Genomic DNA, 19,201 nt, shown 5'->3' on the forward strand with positions numbered 1-19,201 from the left:
GATCGGTGATCACCGGTGTGGAGCCGTCGACGGATGCCGCTGGGCGGCCGGATCCCGTTGGCGGCTCAGCTCGCCTGCGGCGCCGCCGGCAGCGACCGCGAAGCGATGATCGCCGAGTACGACAGCCCGCTGTCCTTGATGGTGCGCTCCTGCGTGCCGTAGTCGACGCGCACGAGGCCGAAACGCTTGTCGTAGCCCCATGCCCACTCGTAGTTGTCCATGAGCGACCAGTAGAAGTAGCCGTGCACGGGCACGCCCTCGTCGACCGCGTCGAGGATCGCGCCGAGGTGGCCGCGCAGGAACTCGGCGCGCCCGGCGTCGTGCACCGCGCCGTCGGCCTCGACGACGTCGTCGTACGCGGCGCCGTTCTCGGTGACGAACAGGCGCACGCCCGCGGCATCCGCATATTCGCGGTGCACGCGAACCAGCAGGTCGCGCAGACCGTCGGGCTCGACCTCCCAGTCCATGGCGGTGATCGGCAGGTCCTGAGGGTGCCAGTGCACGTTCTCGGCAGCGGGGAAGGGCGATCGCGTCGTGCGGTCGGTCGGCGCGGCGCCGACCCGGACCTCCGCCGGAGCGTGACCGCTCACGTACTCGCCGTGGTAGTAGTTCACGCCGAGCGTGTCGATGGGCGTCGAGATGATCTCGAGGTCGCCGGGCTTCATGACCGCGTCGAGCCCGAGCGGGCCGAGGTCCTCGACGAGGTCCGCCGAGTACTCGCCTCGGAAGATCGGGTCGAGGAAGAACCGGTTGAACTGGCCGTCGATGCGACGCGCTGCGTCGACGTCGGCGGGGTCCTGGGGGTTCACGGCGTGCACGGGCGCGAGGTTCAGCGTGATGCCGAGCTCGAGCTTCGGGTCGCGCTCGCGCAGCGCCTGCACGGCGAGGCCGTGGGCGAGCATGAGGTGGTGGCCCGCCGCGATGCCGTCGGGCACGCTCTGGCGGCCGGGTGCGTGCGCGCCGCCGGTGTAGCTCAGGAACGACGAGCACCAGGGCTCGTTGAGCGTGGTCCACACGTCGACCCGGTCGCCGAGCGCGTCGTGCACCGAGAGCGCGTAGTCGCGGAAGAGCTCGGCCGTGTCGCGGTTGGCCCAGCCGCCCCTCTCCTCGAGGGCCTGCGGGAGGTCCCAGTGGTAGAGCGTGAGCCACGGCTTGATGCCGGCGCCGAGCAGTTCGTCGACCAGGCGCGAGTAGAAGTCGATGCCCTCGGGGTTGACCGGGCCGCCGTCGGGGCGGATGCGCGCCCACGAGGTCGAGAAGCGGTAGGTCTGCAGTCCGATGCGCTTCATGAGCGCGACGTCGTCGGCGTAGCGGTGGTAGTGGTCGCAGGCGACGTCGCCGTTGTCGGCGTTGATGACGGCACCCGGCACGCGGCTGAAGGCGTCCCAGATGGAGTCCTTGCGGCCGCCCTCGTGGGCTGCGCCCTCGATCTGGTAGGCGGCGGTCGCCGCACCGAACAGGAAGTCGGTGGGGAACGGGCGGTTCGCGGCTGCAGCGAAGTTCACAGCGCTGGTGTCCTTTCGGAGTTCGATGGTCATCCCTTCACGGCTCCCGCCATGATTCCGCTCACGAGCTGCTTGCCCGCGAACACGAAGAGGATGAGCAGGGGGATGGTCGACAGCAGCACGCCGGCGAGCACGATCGAGTAGTCGACGAAGTGGTTCGACTGCAGGAGCGAGAGCGCGACGGGCAGCGTCGGGTCGCTGCGGTCCAGCACGATGAACGGCCAGAAGAAGTTGTTCCACGCGGTGACGAAGGTGAACAGGCCGAGCATCGCCGCGGCGGGGCGGGCTGCCGGCAGGCCGACCGTGAGGAACGTGCGGAACGAGTTGGCGCCGTCGACGCGGGCCGCCTCGAGCAGCTCGTCGGGCACCGACTGCTGGATGTACTGCGTCATCCAGAACACGCCGAACGCCGTCACGAGTGCGGGGATGATGATCGCGCCGATGTTACCGGTCCAGCCGAGGTCCGCGAAGAGGATGTAGAGCGGCACGACGCCGAGCTGCATGGGCACGGCCATGGTCGCGACGACGAAGACGAGCAGCACCTTGCCGCCCTTGAACTTGAGCTTCGCGAACGCCCAGCCCGCGAGCGTCGAGAAGAAGACCACCGACAGGGCGATGAGCGCCGAGCTGTAGATCGAGTTCCAGAGTGCGCGCCAGAAGTTCACGGCGGGGTCGTTGACGACGGTCAGGGCGTTCTCGATGAAGTTGCCGCCGGGCAGCCACGACATGTTCTGGTCGCGGATGGTGCCGGCATCGCCCGATCCGATGAGGAGCGACCAGTAATACGGGAACAGCGCCGAGCCGAGCACGATCGCGAGGGCCGTGTACACGAACCAGCCGGGTCGCGAGCCGCGCACGGGGCGCGAGCGGAGGCGACGCTTCGGGTCGGCCGCGTTCACGGTCACCGAGGCGACGGTGTTCAGGTTCGTGGTGGCCTGGGTCGTGGGTTCCGTGGCGGTCATCGTGCCACCTCCGTGGTCTGTTCGTTCGAATCGGATGCCGCGGCGCCGGCCTCGGCCCTGCCGTCGCGCACGGTGCTGCCGACGCGGTGCTCCAGGTCGTTGCGGGCGGCGATGGCCGCGGCCCGACGGTTGCGGCGACTGAGGCCGTCGCGGGAGCCCTCGTCGCGGACGAGGCGGTTGGTGACCAGCATGTTGATCACGCCGATCGCGAGGATGATGAGGAACAGGATCCAGGCGAGCGCGGCCGCGCGACCGAAGTTCCACTGCCCCCAGCCGATGTCGTAGAGGTAGAGCGAGATCGTCAGCCACTGCGAGTTGGCGCCGCCGGTGCCGAACTGGTCGTACATGCGGGGCTCGTCGAAGATCTGCAGGCCGCCGATGGTCGACGTGATGATCACGAAGATCAGGGTCGGGCGCAGGCTCGGAAGGGTGATCGCGGTGAACTGGCGGAAGCGGTTCGCGCCGTCGATGGCCGCGGCCTCGTAGTAGTCGCGCGGGATGGCCTGCATGGCCGCGAGCAGGATCAGGGTGTTGTAGCCGGTCCAGCGGAAGTTGACCATGGTCGCGATGGCGATGTGGCTCGCGAACGCGTTGCTGTGCCACATGACCGGGGGAAGGCCGATGTTGCCGAGCAGCGTGTTGATGAGGCCGTACTTGTCGCCGAACATGTTGCTGAAGATGAGGGCCACGGCGACGGGGGCCATGACGTAGGGGAGCAGCACGCCCATGCGCCAGAAGGTCTTGGCGCGGATGTTCTGGTCGAGCATGGTCGCGATGAAGACCGCGAGGATCAGTTGGGGCACGCTCGACAGCAGGAAGATGCTGAAGGTGTTGCGGAGGGCGATCCAGAACTTCGGCTGGGTGAGCACGTAGACGTACTGGTCGAAGCCGATGAAGGTGCCGCTGTTGCGCACCAGGTCCCAGTCCATGAAGGAGATGACCGCGGTGTACGCGATGGGGAAGAGCCCGGTGATCACGAAGAGGATGAAGAACGGGGAGATGTAGAGGTAGGGCGAGAGCTTGAGGTCCCAGCGGCTCAGCCGGTGCCCGAAGGCGATGCGGCGGGGGGAGCGCTCGGTGCGTTCGGTGCGGTCGGGCCGTGCCTGCTCGGGGCTCGGGGCGGACGGCGTCGCCGTTTCTGTCGAGGTCACGGTCGTTCCTTCAGTGGTTCCGGTTCGGTGCGAGGGGCGTGGCGGGCCGGGACATGTCCCGACCCGCCACGTGGTGCGTCAGCTCAGGTCAGCCGATCGCCTCGACTTCGGAGACCCACTGGTCCCACGAAGCCTTCTTGTCCTGCGTGCCGTCCTCGACACGGGTCAGCGCCTGCTGCATCGCGTCGTTCACCTGGAAGTAGAACTGGCCCTTGAAGGGGGCGACGGTGACGGCGTTGGCGCGGTCCGTGAGGATCTGGCCGACCGGGGCGTTGTTGAAGTACTCGTTGGTCGAGCCGAGGAGCGTGTCGGAGGTCAGGGCCTCGTTCTGGCTCGGGAAGGTGCCGGCGTTCTCGAACGCCTTGACCTGCTGCTCGGGAGCGGTCAGCCAGTCGGCGAGCTTCTGCGCCTCTTCGACGTTCGCGCCGTTGGCGGGGACGGTCAGGTACGAGCCGCCCCAGTTGCCGCCGCCGTTGGGGAAGGTGTTGGCGATGTCCCAGCCGGTGACGTCCTCGGCGTTGCCCGAGATGACGCCGAGCATCCAGCCCGGGCAGAGCATGGTCGCGAAGGCGCCGTTCGAGAGGCCTGCGAACCAGTCGTCGCTCCACTGGCCGAGGTGGGCCGACTGCGTCGCGCTGGCGTCGAGCACCTGGTTGTAGAGGTCCTCGACCTCGGGGTTCTCGGTCGCGATGATGTCGCCGGAGTCGGGGTCCTCGTATGCGGCCTCGACCTGGTTGATCATGCCCTGGTAGGTGCCGCCGGCCGAGTCGAAGAACGCGGCGCCGGTCGCCTTGGTGTACTGGGCGCCGACCTCGAAGTACTTGGCCCAGTCGCCCTCGAGGAGCTTGGCGACCTCTTCGCGGTCGGTCGGGAGGCCGGCAGCGGCGAACAGGTCGGAGCGGTAGCAGACGCCCTCGGGGCCGATGTCGGTGCCGTAGCCGATGAGGTTGCCGTCGGCGTCGGTCGCGGCGTCGGTCTTCCAGTCGAGCCAGCGGTCCTTCAGGTCGGCGGGGACCGGAGCGAGCAGGTCGGAGTACTGCATGACCTCGGGCAGCCAGTCGACCTCGATGGCCTCGACGTCGGCGAGGCCCTTCTTGCCGAGCTTCTGGAAGTAGTTCGCGCGGGCGTCGTTCGACGTGGCGGCGACGTTCTGGACGACCTTCACGTTCGGGTTCTCGTCCATGTACTCCTGGAGGAGTTCGTCGGTGTAGCCGAAGTCGTTGAAGGTGGCGACCGTCAGCTCGACGGTGCCGCCGTCGCTGCCCGAGTCGGACGAGGGCGCGCAGCCTGCGGCGATGATGGCGATGGATGCTGCGCCTGCGACGGCTGCGATCGCCCTGGTGCGTCGTGAAAGCTTCACGGTCACTCCTTTGTGTGCGTGGGATGGGGTTGCGGAATGGTCACGTGAGGACGCGCCGACCCACTGGGTGAGAGCGCTCTCACGATGCGTCGATGACTCTACGAGAGCGCTCTCACGAATGTCAAGAGAGCGCTCTCATTCCGAGCCTTCGTTATCGAAGCGTGACCTGTGCGTCTCCTGATCGGAGGGTTCGAAGTGGCTCGTCGTAGACTCGTACGGTGTCAGCAGACGAGCGCGAGTACCCCTCAGAAGAGGTCCAGCGGCGTCGGCTGACCGTTGCGGGCGTGCTCAGCCTCGTGCTCGTCGCGATCGCCGTCGTCGTCATCGGCGCCGTCGCCGGGGCCCCGCAGGGGGCGGCATCCGGCGCCGCATCCACCACGAACCCGAACGGCGACGCGACGTCGGCGGGGGCCGATGCCGCCCCGCGCCCCGCCCCGAGCGAGGCCATCGCTCCCGCGGCGGTCGACACGTTCGACAAGACGGCGGGCTCCATCGACGACCCGGCGAGCATCTGGGTGGTCGTCAACAAGCTCCGCCCGCTGAACCCGCAGGACTACGAGCCCGTCGACCTCGTCGATGTCCCGGTCGCCCACACGTGGGAGCCGATGATGCGTCAAGAGGCCTCCGACGCCGCCGCCGCGATGTTCCAGGCGGCGACCGACGAGGCCGACCTGTACCTCGCGTCGAACAGCGCCTTCCGCAGCTACTCGACGCAGGTCGAGCTCTACGGCGACGGCAGCGACCCGACGACCGCCCCGCCGGGGGCGAGCGAGCACCAGACCGGCCTCGCGATCGACATCGGCGCCGAGAACGGCTGCACGTTCGAGTGCCTCGAAGACAGCCCCGAGGGCGAGTGGCTGCGCGCCAACGCCTACCGGTTCGGGTTCCTGCTGCGGTACCCGGCCGACAAGGTCGACGTCACCGGCTACCCGCACGAGGCCTGGCACTACCGCTACATCGGCGTCGACCTCGCGACCGAGATGCACGACACGGGCTTCACCACCCTCGAGGAGTTCTTCGGACTGCCGTCGGTGCCGCTCGACCAGTGACGCCGGGCGCGATCGCGACCTGATCGGGTGTCGGCGGGCGTCGATACGATGACGGCGTGACCGGTCAGACGAACGTGCCTCGATGACCGAGCGGATGCCGCGGGCGGCCGCCGCTGCGCCACGTCGCCCGCGCCGCGGGCTCGCGCTCGGCGTGCTCGTCGCGAACCAGCTGCTCGCGGGCATCGGCGTCGCGACCGGCATGGCGCTCGCGGCGATCCTTGTCGCCGACCTCACGGGGGTCGTGGCCATGGGCGGCCTTGCGCAGTCGTCGAGCGTGCTCGGGGCGGCGATCGTCGCGATCCCGCTGGCCCGGCTCGCGATCCGCGCCGGTCGGCACGTCGCGCTGGCCGTCGGCTACGGGCTCGCCGCCGTGGGTGCACTGCTGGTCGTCGCCGCCGCGGCGAGCGGATGGGCGCCGCTCGTGTTCCTCGGCCTCGCGGCGTTCGGGGCCGGCGCTGCCGCCGGGCTCCAGGCCAGGTTCGCGGCGACCGAGGTCGCGGCGCCCGGGTTCGAGGCGCGGTCGATGTCGGTCGTGCTCTGGGCCACCACGATCGGCTCGGTCGCAGGCCCCCTGCTCTCCGAGTTCGGCAACGAGTTCGGCGAGGGGCTGGGCCTCCCGCAGCTCGTGGGTCCGTTCATCTTCTCGGCGGTCGCGTTCGCGACCTCGACGCTCCTGGTGGCCACGCTGCTTCGCATGCCCCGTGCCGGCGTGCTCGAGACCGACACGGTGCAGACGGGGAGTGGGGCGGTCTCGAACGACACGACCGAGGGCGAGGCGAGCCGCCTCGACGATCCGGCAGTTGGTGCCGCGGATGCCCCGATCGGCTCGTTCTCCGCGCTGCGCGAGGCCGCCAGGTCGCCGCGCTCCCTCTTCGCGATCCTCGCGATCGTCTGCTCGCACACCGTCATGGTCGGCGTCATGGTCATGACGCCCATCCACATGACCCAGCACGGCCTGTCGCTGAGCCTCGTCGGCCTCGTGCTCAGCATCCACATCCTCGGCATGTACGGTGCGAGCCCGCTCATGGGGTGGCTCGTCGACCGGGTCGGCTCGGTGCGGGTCGTGCTGCTCGGCGCGGCGATCCTGGTCTCGGCGGCCGTGATCGGCATCCTCGCGCCCGGTGACGACGTGCTGCTCGTGCCGCTCGCACTCGGCCTGCTCGGCCTCGGCTGGTCGGCGGGCATGATCGGCGGGTCGACGCTGCTCACCACCTCGGTCGACTCCCGGTTGCGCGTTCCGCTCCAAGGGGCGACGGATGCTGCGATGAACGTCGCGGCCGCGGCATCCGCAGCCCTTTCCGGGCTGGTGCTCGGCGCTTTCGGATTCGCGGGTGTGAACATGGTGGCATTGCTCGTACTGGTGCCGCTCGCGGTCGTCGGGCTGCGCCTGGCGCTGTCGAGCCGCGCCGTTTCTGCGTGAGCGCGCTCTCATAGGTCTCCCAGCGTTCGAGAGGGATCCTCACAATTTGGCGTGTTGGGCTGGAAGTCCCCCTTAACGCCGACACGAAACTCTCCGGTTTGCTGAATCCCTCCGATCTTCCCGTCCTCCGCCGCGCCACGTTCCAAGCCCCCACCGCGGCGCCCGAACCGAAGGACGCTCCCTCGTCCAAGCTGCGCGCGCGCCGTCGGGGCCGCTCCGCAGCGGCGTCGACCGACGTCGAGACGGTTGTCGAGCCGGTCGTCGAGCCGGTCGTCGCGACCGCGATCGATGCCGACTCCGTGATCGTTGCCGACTCCGTGATGGTTGCCGACTCCGTGATGGTCGCCGACTCCGCGATCGTGGCCACGCCCGCGGTCGACGCGATCGATGCCGAGGCCTCGGTCGCGACCGACGACACCGCGACGATCGTCGAGACCGACGCCACGGGCCTCGTCGAGACCGACATCACCCTGACGGCCCTCGAGACCGACGACCGGGCCCTGCCCGAGACGGACGGCACCGCGACGACCGGTGCGACCGATACCGCGTCGGCAGGCGTCGACGCCGCGAGGCCCTCGATCACGGCACCCGCCCAGCCGAGGCACCGCGCCGAGCGCGTCCGCAACCGCCGAGGCACGAAGGCGCCGGCGAAGGGCTCCGCGTTCAAACGGTCGGCCGCTCTCGGCTCGGCCGCCGCGTTCATGGGGCTCAGCGCGTTCGGCGCGCTGCTTCCCGCCGAGGCCGAGCCCTCGACCACCGCGACGGACTCCGCCGTGCACGACGTGGTCGACACCCACCCCGACGCGGGCGCAGGCCCCGGCGCCTCGGCCGGAGACTCGCTCACCGTCGCCGAGCCCGACCTCTCGCCGAAGATCACGAGCGCGCTCTCGACCGCGAGTGCGCCGTTCACGGGTGGCGCCGAGGTCACGCTGACCGGCCACTCCCTCGACGAGGCCACGTCGGTGACCGTCGGGTCGACGCCAGCGACGATCGTCGCCGCCGAGGACACGAAGCTCACCTTCCAGGTGCCCGCCGTCGCCGAGGCCGACCAGGGTGCGGCCATGCCGATCACCGTCGCCGACGCCGAGGGCACGCCGATCGAGGCCGTGACCACCGACGCGCCGATCTCGCAGACCGCGTCGCTCCTGACGCAGCTCGCGCCTGCGGCGCTCGAGGCCGAGGCGACCGTCGACAAGCCGATCGACCTCACGTTCACGTACACGAGCGACCCCGGCATCGACGCCCAGCTGAACTACGTGCTCGCGCACTGGAACAACTACAACACCGCGCAGTACCCCGTGCTCGACGGCGTCGACTGCGCCAACTTCGCGAGCCAGTCGCTCGCGGCGCGCGGCTTCGCCATGGACGGCGGCTGGTACTACGACGGCTCGACCGGCGCCATGTCGCCGAGCTGGGCGAGCTCGACCGCGCTCCGCGACTACCTGCTGACGCAGACCGCGCGCGCGACCTACCTCGACGACTCGCAGCGCGGCCTGGTCAAGGTCGGCGACATCGCCCAGTTCGACTGGGACGGCTCGGGCGACCGCGACCACACGGCCGTCGTCACGCGGGTCGAGCACAGCGACGCCGGCACGAAGATCTGGGTCGGCGGCCACACGAAGGACGCCGACTACTGGGACGTCGACGAGGCGCTCGCCTCGGGCGGCGGGTACGTCACGTACTTCTCGATCCACTGATCGGACCGATCCGCTGATCCGGATGCCGCGCCACGCGCAGAACGCCCGGTCGAGCCTCGCTCGACCGGGCGTTCGCCGTTGAGGCGGGCGTTCAGCCGAGCGCCGAGTCGACGACCCGCTTGGCCTCCTCCTGCACCTGCGCGAGGTGCTCGGCGCCGAGGAACGACTCGGCGTAGATCTTGTAGACGTCTTCGGTGCCGCTCGGGCGTGCCGCGAACCAGGCGTCGGCCGTCTCGACCTTGACGCCGCCGATCGCGGCGTCGTTGCCCGGCGCGTGCGAGAGCTTCGCGGTGATCGGTTGCCCCGCGAGTTCGGTCGCTGCGATGGCGTCGCCGGTGAGCTTGCCGAGCGCGGCCTTCTGCGCGGGCGTGGCCGCGGCGTCCTTGCGCTCGTAGGCCGGATCGCCGAAGCGCTCGACCAGCTCGGCATACAGCGCCGACGGCGACTTGCCGGTGACCGCGCGGATCTCGGAGGCGAGTAGGCAGAGCAGGATGCCGTCCTTGTCGGTGGTCCAGACCGTGCCGTCGAATCGCAGGAACGAGGCGCCCGCGCTCTCTTCGCCGCCGAAGCCGACCGAGCCGTCGACGAGGCCGGGCACGAACCACTTGAACCCGACCGGCACCTCCCACAGCCTGCGCTCGAGGGCCGCCGCGACCCGGTCGATCATCGAGCTCGACACGAGCGTCTTGCCGATCGCGGCATCCGCCCGCCATTGGGGCCGGTGCGCGAAGAGGTACTCGATCGCGACCGCGAGGTAGTGGTTGGGGTTCATCAGTCCGCCGTCTGGCGTGACGATGCCGTGTCGGTCGGCGTCGGCGTCGTTGCCCGTGAGGATGTCGAAGGCGCTGCCGTGCTCGAGCACCGAGGCCATGGCGCTCGGCGACGACGGGTCCATGCGGATCTTGCCGTCCCAGTCGAGCGTCATGAACGACCAGGTCGGGTCGACGCGTTCGTTCACGACCGTGAGGTCGAGCCCGTACGTGTCGCGGATCGCGGCCCAGTAGTTGACCGAGGCCCCGCCGAGCGGGTCGGCGCCGATCCGGATGCCGCTGCGCTTGATCGCGTCGATGTCGATGATGTTCGCGAGGTCTGCGACGTAGGCGGTGCGGAAGTCGTAGGTCTCGACGGCGCTCGGCTCGGCCTGCTTGACGTCGCGCAGCCCGTCGGCGATGAGCTCGTTGGCGCGATTCGCGATCCAGCTCGTGGCGTCGGAATCGGCGGGGCCGCCGTGCGGCGGGTTGTACTTGAAGCCGCCGTCCTGCGGCGGGTTGTGGCTCGGCGTGATGACGATGCCGTCGGCTTCGCCCTCTGCCCGCTTGGCCGGGTCGTTGTTCCACGTGAGGATCGCGTGCGAGAGCGCGGGCGTCGGCACGTAGTCGTCGTACTGGTCGACGAGCACGCGCACGCCGTTCGCGACGAGCACGTCGAGCGCCGTGGTCTGGGCGGGGGCGCTGAGCGCGTGCGTGTCGGAGCCGATGAACAGGGGTCCCGTGATGCCCTGCGTGGCGCGGTACTCGACGATCGCCTGCGTGATCGCGAGGATGTGGTGCTCGTTGAAGCCCGTGTTGAACGACGAGCCCCGGTGGCCCGAGGTGCCGAACGCGACGCGCTGCTCGGGCACCGAGACATCCGGTGTCAGCTCGTAATACGCCCTGATGAGGGCTTCGACGTCGATGAGGTCGGACTCGGTGGCCGGGGTTCCCGCGCGTGCGTGCATGCGACCAGTCTGGCGCGAGTGACCGCCCGCCGCATCCCCGCCGGGTCGTCGGGTCGCGGCACCTCAGACGAGCGCGTGCAGGGCCGTCGCGACCGAGTAGATCGCGAGGCCGGCGAGCGCGCCCACGACGGTGCCGTTGATGCGGATGAACTGCAGGTCGCGCCCGACCTGGATCTCGAGCTTGCGGGTGGTCTCGGCCGGGTCCCACCGCTCGACCGTCTCGGTGATGACGCCCGCGATCTCGTGCCGGTACGTGCGCACGACGTAGGCCGCGGCATCCGTCACCCAGGTGTCGACCTTCGCCGCGAGCGCCTCGTCGGCCACGAGCCGGGATCCCACCTCGGCGATCGCCGAGGCGAGGCTCTGCCGCAGCTCGCTCGAGGGGTCGGCGAGCGATTCGTCGAGCGCGGCCTTCACGGCGGTCCAGGCCTCGCCGGCGAACTCCCGCACGCGGGGGCTCTCGAGCAGGTCCAGCTTGATGCCCTCGACGCGTGCGATCGTCGCGGGGTCGTGCTGCAGCGCATCGGCGAGGTCGGCGAGGTAGCGGTCGATCGCCTCGCGGAGCGGATGCCGCGGGTCGGCGCGCACGGCACGCACGAACCCGAGCACCTCGCGAGCCGCGCGGTCGTCGACGAGCCGGTCGACGAACCCGGGCATCCAGCGGGGCAGGCGGTCGGAGACCATGCTGCCGAACGCCTCGGGATGGGCGACGAGCCAGTCCTCGGCCTTGACGAGCAGGGCGTCGACCGCGGCCCGCTGCTGGTCCGCCGCCACGAGCCGCGCCCCGACCCGGCCGATCGAGGGCGACCACTCGGGCTCGAAGAGGTGCTTGCGGGCGAGCCGTTCGATCACGTCGGCGACGTCGTCGTCGCCGAGCAGTTCGAGCACGCCGCGTGCGGCGACGGTGGCCTCGGCGGTGAGCCGTTCGGCGTTCGCCGGCATCGCGAGCCACCCGCCCAGGCGGCGCGAGATGCCGATCGAGCGGAGCTTGCCGAGCACGACGTCGTCCGAGAGGAACTCGTCCTCCACGAAGGCTCCGAGCGTCGCGCCGATCTCGTCCTTGCGCGTCGGGATGATCGCGGTGTGGGGGATCGGCAGCCCGAGCGGCCGGCGGAACAGCGCCGTCACCGCGAACCAGTCGGCGATCGCGCCGACCATCGCGCCCTCGGCGGCGGCGCGTACGTAGCCCATCCAGGGGATCTCGTCCTGCAGTGCGAACGCGACGGCGAACACGATCGCGGCGACGACGAGCAGCGAGGTCGCGAGCCGCTTCATGCGCCGCAGCGCAGCCAGCCGTTCGGCCTCGGTCGGAACGGGCGGCCGGGTGGGGCGTTCGACGGTCGTGGTCATCGCGATCTCCTCACGATTCGCGTTGCGGACGGTTCCGACGCTAGCCCCTCGACCTGCGACCGCTGGCTAGGCTTGCTCCATGACGGATGCCGCACCTGCACGCCCGGAGGACACCTACTCCTACCTGGGGCCGGCGGGCACGTTCACCGAGGCCGCACTGAAGCAGGTGCCCGAGGCGGCAGGCAAGACGTGGCGCTCGGTCAACAACGTGGGCGAAGCACTGGCGGATGTCACGAGCGGCCGCTCGATCGCCGCCGTCATCGCGATCGAGAACTCGATCGAGGGCGGGGTCTCGGCCACGCAGGACGCGCTCGCGACGGTGCCGGGCCTGCGCATCGTCGGCGAGTACCTGGTGCCCGTGAACTTCGTGCTCGTCGCACGCCACGGCACGACGCTCGACGACGTGCGCACCGTCAACGCGCACCCGGTCGCCTACGCCCAGTCGCGCGGATGGCTCGAACGGCACCTGCCAGAGCACGGCCACATCCCCGCCTCGAGCAACGTGCAGTCCGCGGCATCCCTCTTCGACGCCGACAACACGGCCGACGCCGCGGTCGCCCCGCCCGGCATCACCGACCACCACGACGTGACCGTGCTCGCCCGCGACATCGGCGACAACCCGAACGCGGTGACGCGGTTCGTGCTGGTCTCGCGGTCGCGCGTGCTGCCCGAGCCCACGGGCGCCGACAAGACGAGCCTCATCGTCGAACTGCCGAGCGACGAACCCGGCGCGCTGCTCGCGATGCTCGAGCAGTTCTCGACGCGAGGCGTGAACCTCTCGCTGCTCGAGTCCCGCCCCATCGGCGACGCCCTCGGGCGCTACCGCTTCGTGGTCGACCTCGATGGGCATGTGGCCGACGAGCGCGTCGCCGACGCCCTGCTCGGCCTCCGGCGCACGAGCCCGAACGTGATCTTCCTCGGCTCGTATCCCCGCGCCGACCAGCGCGAGATCGAGTACCACGCGAAGTACGATGACGAGATCTTCATCGAGGCGCGCGACTGGCTGCGCGGCCTGCTGAGCGGCGAGCCCGACTGACGGGCGAGCGCGAGCATCCGGCACGCAGGCACTGAGACCGAAGGAAACGCGATGAGCGACGAGGCTGCGCGGGGCATCGACCCGAGGTTCGATCCCAGATTCCAACGCGGGTATGTTCCGGATGTCGCGGCGGACCGCCGCGCGTCCACGCGTCGTGAGCCGACGGCCCCGCCCAGCACGGTGGAGACCGAGCTGTACGGGCCCCGCCAGGTCGGCGCCGTTGCCGAGCGACCTGCGTCGCACCGCGAGGAGGCTGCCGTCCTCGAGGCCGACCGGGCCACCGAGCCCGACCATGCCGCTGCCCTGCTGGCGTACTTCGCTCCGGAGGCGCAGGCGGAGGCGGGCCACGCCCCCCGTCCCGTGCCCGACGACGAGGCGATGTTCGCGCCACGTTCCGACGCGCGCTCCGCACCGCAGCAAGCCCGCATCGGCCCTCCACCGAGCGCCATCGGCGAGCATGCCGATCCCGGCATGCATTCCGAGCGTGGTGACGCCCGCTTCGTCGTCGAACCCGAGCCCGAAAGCGAGTCGCCGTTCGTGCGGCATCCGTCACTGCGGTACTGGGTTGCGCTCGTCGCGAGCATCGGGTTCGTGCTGACGGGTGCGGTTCTCTACTGGAATATCAACCTCATGCAGATGAGCGGGATGATGACGTTGTCGAGCGAGGAGCAGGCGCTGCAGAGCGCGGTCTACTCGTTGAGCAGCGGGTTCATGCAGGCAGGGGTCGTCGGCGTCGTCCTCGTCGTCGGACTTTGGGCCGTGCAGACGGGACGCGGGCGATCGTGACCCGTCGGTCGGCATTCCGGAATCCCGCGGTGATCGCGCTCATCGCGCTGCTCGTCGGATCCGTCCTGTTGCTGCAGTGGGTCTCGCGCGCACAGGCCGACGGGTACCAGGCGATCAGCTCGTTCCAGCAGAGCGTCACCGTCGGGGAGCAGACCGCGGTGCAGGTCGAGGTGAACGCGATGTACGCGTGGATCAATGCCGCGGGCATGGCCGCGACGGTCCTCGGCGGGTTCGCCGCCGCATCCGCCCTGGCCCTCGTGTTCGCGTGGTGCTTCTGGCCGCGTGCTGCGAAGGCCGCAGGTCAGTCGAGCGACGGCACGCGGATGATGAGCGCGGCGGGATCGACCGTGAACCGCGCCGACACGACGGTGCCGAACTCGTCGCCGTCGATCTCGAACTCCTCGGCTCCCTCGCCGATCTCGATGTCGACCGAGCGCCCGCGCGAGTAGACGATCTCGCGGCGACGGCTGCCGCCGGTGAGGTCCATGATCTGCCGGCCGATGGCGGACTTGCGCAGCACCGGGTTCTCCCATGTGACCTTGCGCCAGATGAAGAGCCACTCGAGGAAGTTGCGCGGCTGCAGCACGGCCATGTCGAGGCGTCCGTCGTCGAGCTGGGCGTCGGGGATCAGCTCGATGTTGCCCGGCAGGTAGCCGAGGTTCGCCACGAGGATGGTCGAGACCTTCGACCGGTGCAAGCGGCCGGCATCCGTGCGGTAGTAGGCCCGATACGGCTTCGAGGCGGGCAGCGCGCGGAGCCCGGCGTCGACGTAGGCGAGCCAGCCCACACGCTTCTTCAGGTCGGGGTTCGTGCTCGAGATCATGGTGGCGTCGATGCCGATGCCGGCCATGACCAGCGACGTGTGGGTCTCGGTGTCGCCGTTCGGGCGGGTGATGTCGGCGACGACCACGTCGACCGCGCGGTCGAGGCCGGAGAATGCGAGCACGACGGCGTCGCGCATGTCGTTGACGGGGATGTCGACGTTCCGGGCGAACAGGTTGCCGGTGCCGATCGGCACGATGCCCATGGGCAGGCCGCTGTCGCGGAGCCCGGCGGCGACCGAGCGAACCGTGCCGTCGCCGCCCGCTGCGATGACGAGGTCGACCTTCGACTCGCGCGCCTCGTGGGCCATGCCCTTGCCCGGGTCGTCGACCGTCGTCTCGATCCACAGGGGCTCGGCGAAGCCCTGGAGCGCGGCGACCTCGGTGATCGCCTTGCGCAGGTTCTCGACGCCCTGCTTGCTCGGGTTGAAGATCACCGCGACGCGCGGCTGATCGCCTGCGGTCTCCGCCGCCTGCTGCTTGCCGCCCCGCACCACGGAGCAAACATATTCCATTCGGATGCCGCGGCTAGACTGGCACGCGTGATCGACCCCGTGCTGCTCCGCGAGAACCCCGACCTGATCAAGCATTCGCAGGAACTCCGCGGCGAGTCTCCCGACCTCGTCGACGACGCCGTGGCCGCAGACGCCGCACGTCGTCACGCCATCACGGCCTTCGAGGCGTTGCGCGCCGAGCAGAACGCGTTCGGCAAGCGGGTCGCGCAGGCCCCGAAAGACGAGAAGGCCGCACTCGTGGCGCAGGCGCAGGAGCTCGCGGCGAAGGTCAAGCAGGCCAACGCCGACGTCGCCGTCGCCGAAGACGCCTTCACCGAGGCCGTCCGCCGCATCGGCAACGTCGTGATCGACGGCGTGCCCGCGGGCGGCGAAGACGACTTCCTGCTGATCAAGACGGTCGGCGAGGTGCCGACGTTCGACTTCGAGCCACGCGACCACCTCGAGATCGGCGAGCTGCTCGACGCGATCGACATGCAGCGCGGCGCGAAGGTCTCGGGCGCCCGCTTCCACTACCTCAAGGGCATCGGCGCCCGTCTCGAGCTCGCGATCATGACCATGGGACTCGACCGGGCCCTGGCCGCGGGCTTCACCCCGCTCATCACGCCGACGCTCGTACGCCCTGAGATCATGCAGGGCACCGGGTTCCTCGGCGCGCACGCCGACGAGATCTACCACCTGCCGGCCGACGACCTCTACCTGACCGGCACGAGCGAGGTGGCGCTCGCGGGCTACCACGCCGACGAGATCATCGACGTGTCGAACGGCCCGATCCGCTACGCCGGCTGGTCGACCTGCTACCGCCGCGAGGCGGGCTCGGGCGGCAAGGACACCCGCGGCATCATCCGCGTGCACCAGTTCAACAAGCTCGAGATGTTCAGCTACGTCGACCCGGCCGATGCCGAGGCCGAGCATGCCCGCCTGCTCGCGTGGCAGGAGGGCATGCTGCAGGACCTGGGGCTCACGTACCGCGTCATCGACACCGCCGCGGGCGACCTGGGTTCGAGCGCTGCCCGCAAGTACGACGTCGAGGCGTGGGTGCCCACGCAGGGCGCGTACCGCGAGCTCACGTCGACCTCGAACTGCACCACGTACCAGGCGCGGCGCCTCGACATCCGTCACCGCACCGAATCGGGCAGGACGGCGCCCGTCGCCACCCTCAACGGCACGCTCGCCACCACGCGCTGGATCGTCGCGATCCTCGAGACGCACCAGCAGGCCGACGGGTCGGTGCGCGTGCCCGAGGCGTTGCGGGGCTACCTCGGCGGCCTCGAGGTGCTCGAGCCCGTCACGCGATGAGCGAGCGGATGCCGCGGGCCGACCTCCGGGCACCGGATCACGCCGACGCGCCCATCCGCCCGACTGAAGACCCGTGGTTCGTCGCGCTCGACGTCGACGGCACGATCATGCACGAAGACGAGACCATCGATCCCGCGGTGGCTTCGGCCGTGGCATCCGCCCGGGATCGCGGGCACGACGTCACGATCGCGACCGGCCGCTCGTGGGCCGGCACGTCGACCGTGCTCGACGCGCTCGGCCTCCGCCCCGAGTACGTGGTCTGCGCGAACGGCGCCGTGACGATGAAGCTCGACGACGCGGCGTCCGACAAGGCGGCGTCCGACAGGGCTGCGTCCGACAGGTACGTGCGATCGCACGTCGAGACGTTCGACCCGACGAAGGCGCTCGAGCGCATCCGGTCGTTCCTGCCGGAGGGGCGGTTCATGGTCGAGCTGCCCGACGGCGAGCGGCTCTACACGGCGGGAATGGACACCTGGAATCTCGACTCGGCCCGCCAGGTCGAGTTCGAGGGCCTGTTCGTGCCGAGTGCGACGCGAGTTGTCGTGGTCTCGCCCGAACACGAGACGCAGGAGTTCATGGACCTCGTCGCGGGCATGGGCCTGCACCAGGTCAGCTACGCGATCGGCTGGACCGCCTGGCTCGACATCGCGCCCGACGGCGTCAGCAAGGCGACCGCGCTCGAGCGCGTGCGCGGCTGGCAGGGGCACGAGCTGAACCGCGTCATCGCCGTCGGCGACGGCCGCAACGACATCGAGATGTTCACCTGGGCCGGCGCCGCCGGTCGCGCGGTCGCCATGGGCCAGTCGCCCGACGAGGTCAAGGCGGCCGCGACCGAGGTCACCGGCGGCATCGACGAGGCCGGGCTCGCCGAGGTGCTCGACACGCTGCCCTAGCAGGCGTCCCGCCTCCCGTGCCGGGCCCGGCCCACCCGGTTACACTCGGCATTCTGGGGGGAGTGCCGTCGTGAGCGATGATCGCGGAGGGAAGTCCGGACCGGCCGACGAGGTCGAGCCCGAGTCCATGGCGCCTGCCGACGGGGTGCCGGCGCCCGGACCGACGGCACCGGAACCGCCGCGTCACGGGCGCATGCCCCGCCGCAACGGCTGGATCTCCGCAGCGAAGCTCGCGGCATCCGTCGTCGCCGTCGTCGCGATCAGCGGCATCGCGGTCGCCGCATTCGCCGCCGTCGACCTCGTCACCACCGCCGTGTCCGCGCCGACGCTGACCCTCGCGAACGAGGAGATCCTCGAAGGCGTGCCCGACATCGGCGCCATGGACGGCGGCCTGAACTTCCTGCTCGTGGGCAGTGACAAGCGTCCGGCCGACGGCGCCTTCGGCGACCCCGAAGAGGAGTCCGCGGTCCTCAACGACGTCACGATGCTCGTGCACATCTCGCAGGACCACTCGCACGTCGAGGTCGTGAGCTTTCCGAGGGACATGCTCGTCGAGGTGCCGGAGTGCCCGGACCCGGCCGACCCGAACGGCGAACCGCTCTCGGCCCTGTCGGCGGTGAAGATCAACACCGTGCTCTCGTACGGCGGCTTCAACTGCGTGGCCGCGACCGTCGGGCAGCTCACCGGCGTGACGATCCCTGTCGGCGGCATCGTCGAGTTCTACGGCGTCGCGGCGCTCGCCGAGGCGGTGGGCGGCGTCGACGTGTGCGTCGCGGAGCAGATCGACGACGACTACACCGGCATCCACCTCGCGGCCGGCATGCAGTCGCTCACCGGGATGCAGGCGCTGCAGTTCCTCCGCACCAGGCACGGCGTCGGCGACGGCAGCGACCTCGGGCGCATCTCGAACCAGCAGGTGTTCATGTCCGCCCTCATGCGCAAGCTCCAGGCCGACGGCACGCTGGGCGACCCCGTGAAGCTCTACTCGATGGCGAAGGCGATCCTCGCGAACATGAGCCTCTCGAGTGCGATGCAGAACCCGACCGTGCTCGTCTCGATCGCCCGCGCCGTGCAGGACATCGACCTGTCGAAGGTGGCGTTCGTGCAGTACCCGACCGCCTATACCTTCGACCAGAGCGCCGTCGAGCCCACCGAATCCGCCGGCCTCGTCAACGCGGCGCTGCAGGCCGACCAGCCGATCGTGCTCGACCCGGCCGCCACGACCGACGCCGAGTTCGGCACCGGAGCCGACCCCACGACCGCCGCCCCGCCAGCTCCCGAGGATGGCACCGACGAGGGCACCGACGAGACCGGCGAAGCCGGCGAGACGCCTCCGCCGACCGGCGCCCTCCCCACCGACGTCACGGGGCAGACCGCCGCCGAGGTTCGCTGCTCGACCGCGAACGAAGGGTGATTCCCGGTTCCGCATCAGGACGTTCACAGGGTGTGCTGGAAATGTTGTCGGGATACGAGTCGGCTAGAATCGTGGCCTGTCCGTCCCGAGAGCGTTCCGACGAACCCGGGTGCGGCATGGAGGGCTGTCCGAGCGGCCGATGGAGCTGGTCTTGAAAACCAGTGGGCAGAAATGTCTCGTGGGTTCGAATCCCACGCCCTCCGCACTCGTGTCGTACCGTCCCCCAGCC

The 19,201-nt window shown here is 70.1% G+C and carries 15 protein-coding genes and 1 tRNA gene; 9 read left to right on the forward strand and 7 right to left on the reverse strand.

The features are described 5' to 3' along the window. Window positions 1–65 precede the first annotated feature (65 nt). The 4 genes from BM342_RS02400 to BM342_RS02415 form a co-directional block, all read right to left on the reverse strand. Window positions 66–1,538, reverse strand: a complete 1,473-nt coding sequence (locus BM342_RS02400; RefSeq protein WP_092963928.1) for a GH1 family beta-glucosidase — start codon at window positions 1,536–1,538, stop codon at window positions 66–68. Continuing rightward, entirely contained in the window at window positions 1,535–2,467 is a 933-nt protein-coding gene (locus tag BM342_RS02405) for a carbohydrate ABC transporter permease (protein ID WP_092963929.1), read from the reverse strand. The genes BM342_RS02400 and BM342_RS02405 overlap by 4 nt, the downstream gene beginning before the upstream one ends. Next, the gene (locus BM342_RS02410; RefSeq protein ID WP_255368743.1) at window positions 2,464–3,525 is read right to left on the reverse strand and encodes a carbohydrate ABC transporter permease; all 1,062 of its coding nucleotides are present in this window, start codon (window positions 3,523–3,525) and stop codon (window positions 2,464–2,466) included. The genes BM342_RS02405 and BM342_RS02410 overlap by 4 nt, the downstream gene beginning before the upstream one ends. Window positions 3,526–3,706: 181 nt before the next feature. Beyond that, window positions 3,707–4,978, reverse strand: coding sequence for an ABC transporter substrate-binding protein (locus BM342_RS02415; protein WP_177232022.1), 1,272 nt, complete (start codon window positions 4,976–4,978; stop codon window positions 3,707–3,709). A gap of 218 nt (window positions 4,979–5,196) precedes the next feature. Here BM342_RS02415 and BM342_RS02420 point away from each other — a divergent pair, with 218 nt between their 5' ends. From BM342_RS02420 to BM342_RS02430, 3 genes are all read left to right on the forward strand, one after another. Further along, window positions 5,197–6,027, forward strand: coding sequence for a M15 family metallopeptidase (locus BM342_RS02420; protein WP_255368467.1), 831 nt, complete (start codon window positions 5,197–5,199; stop codon window positions 6,025–6,027). Between the two features lie 82 nt (window positions 6,028–6,109). Beyond that, window positions 6,110–7,447 (forward strand): MFS transporter, encoded by a 1,338-nt coding sequence (locus BM342_RS02425; RefSeq protein WP_092963931.1) that lies wholly within the window; start codon window positions 6,110–6,112, stop codon window positions 7,445–7,447. A gap of 98 nt (window positions 7,448–7,545) precedes the next feature. Then, window positions 7,546–9,144, forward strand: coding sequence for an amidase domain-containing protein (locus BM342_RS02430; protein WP_092963932.1), 1,599 nt, complete (start codon window positions 7,546–7,548; stop codon window positions 9,142–9,144). A 91-nt stretch (window positions 9,145–9,235) separates the two neighbouring features. Here the strand turns inward: BM342_RS02430 and pgm are convergent, their stop codons facing one another. Both pgm and BM342_RS02440 read right to left on the reverse strand, forming a co-directional pair. Continuing rightward, on the reverse strand, window positions 9,236–10,861 hold the full coding sequence (gene pgm / locus BM342_RS02435) for a phosphoglucomutase (alpha-D-glucose-1,6-bisphosphate-dependent) (protein ID WP_092963933.1): 1,626 nt from the start codon (window positions 10,859–10,861) through the stop codon (window positions 9,236–9,238). 63 nt (window positions 10,862–10,924) lie between these two features. Continuing rightward, entirely contained in the window at window positions 10,925–12,211 is a 1,287-nt protein-coding gene (locus BM342_RS02440; protein ID WP_092963934.1) for a DUF445 domain-containing protein, read from the reverse strand. Between the two features lie 79 nt (window positions 12,212–12,290). On the opposite strand from BM342_RS02440, the gene pheA reads away from it, so the two are divergent. Then, complete coding sequence (gene pheA, locus BM342_RS02445) at window positions 12,291–13,247, forward strand: prephenate dehydratase (protein ID WP_092963935.1); 957 nt, start codon at window positions 12,291–12,293, stop codon at window positions 13,245–13,247. Between the two features lie 360 nt (window positions 13,248–13,607). Further along, the gene (locus BM342_RS19380) at window positions 13,608–14,033 is read left to right on the forward strand and encodes a hypothetical protein (RefSeq protein WP_143109732.1); all 426 of its coding nucleotides are present in this window, start codon (window positions 13,608–13,610) and stop codon (window positions 14,031–14,033) included. 301 nt (window positions 14,034–14,334) lie between these two features. Here the strand turns inward: BM342_RS19380 and BM342_RS02455 are convergent, their stop codons facing one another. Further along, complete coding sequence (locus tag BM342_RS02455) at window positions 14,335–15,351, reverse strand: diacylglycerol/lipid kinase family protein (RefSeq protein WP_177232023.1); 1,017 nt, start codon at window positions 15,349–15,351, stop codon at window positions 14,335–14,337. A gap of 45 nt (window positions 15,352–15,396) precedes the next feature. Here BM342_RS02455 and serS point away from each other — a divergent pair, with 45 nt between their 5' ends. The 4 genes from serS to BM342_RS02475 all read left to right on the forward strand — a co-directional run bounded on the left by serS (window position 15,397) and on the right by BM342_RS02475 (window position 19,175). Continuing rightward, the gene (gene serS / locus BM342_RS02460; protein ID WP_092963937.1) at window positions 15,397–16,665 is read left to right on the forward strand and encodes a serine--tRNA ligase; all 1,269 of its coding nucleotides are present in this window, start codon (window positions 15,397–15,399) and stop codon (window positions 16,663–16,665) included. Then, entirely contained in the window at window positions 16,662–17,558 is an 897-nt protein-coding gene (locus BM342_RS02465) for an HAD family hydrolase (RefSeq protein WP_255368468.1), read from the forward strand. Before serS ends, BM342_RS02465 begins: the two co-directional genes overlap by 4 nt. Window positions 17,559–17,628: 70 nt before the next feature. Next, a complete protein-coding gene (locus tag BM342_RS02470; protein ID WP_255368469.1) occupies window positions 17,629–18,972 on the forward strand; it encodes an LCP family protein in 1,344 nt (447 codons plus the stop codon). A 118-nt stretch (window positions 18,973–19,090) separates the two neighbouring features. After that, window positions 19,091–19,175, forward strand: a tRNA-Ser gene (locus BM342_RS02475). Window positions 19,176–19,201 lie beyond the last annotated feature (26 nt).

Origin of the sequence: Agromyces sp. CF514, assembly GCF_900113185.1 — a bacterium.
Taxonomy (GTDB): domain Bacteria; phylum Actinomycetota; class Actinomycetes; order Actinomycetales; family Microbacteriaceae; genus Agromyces.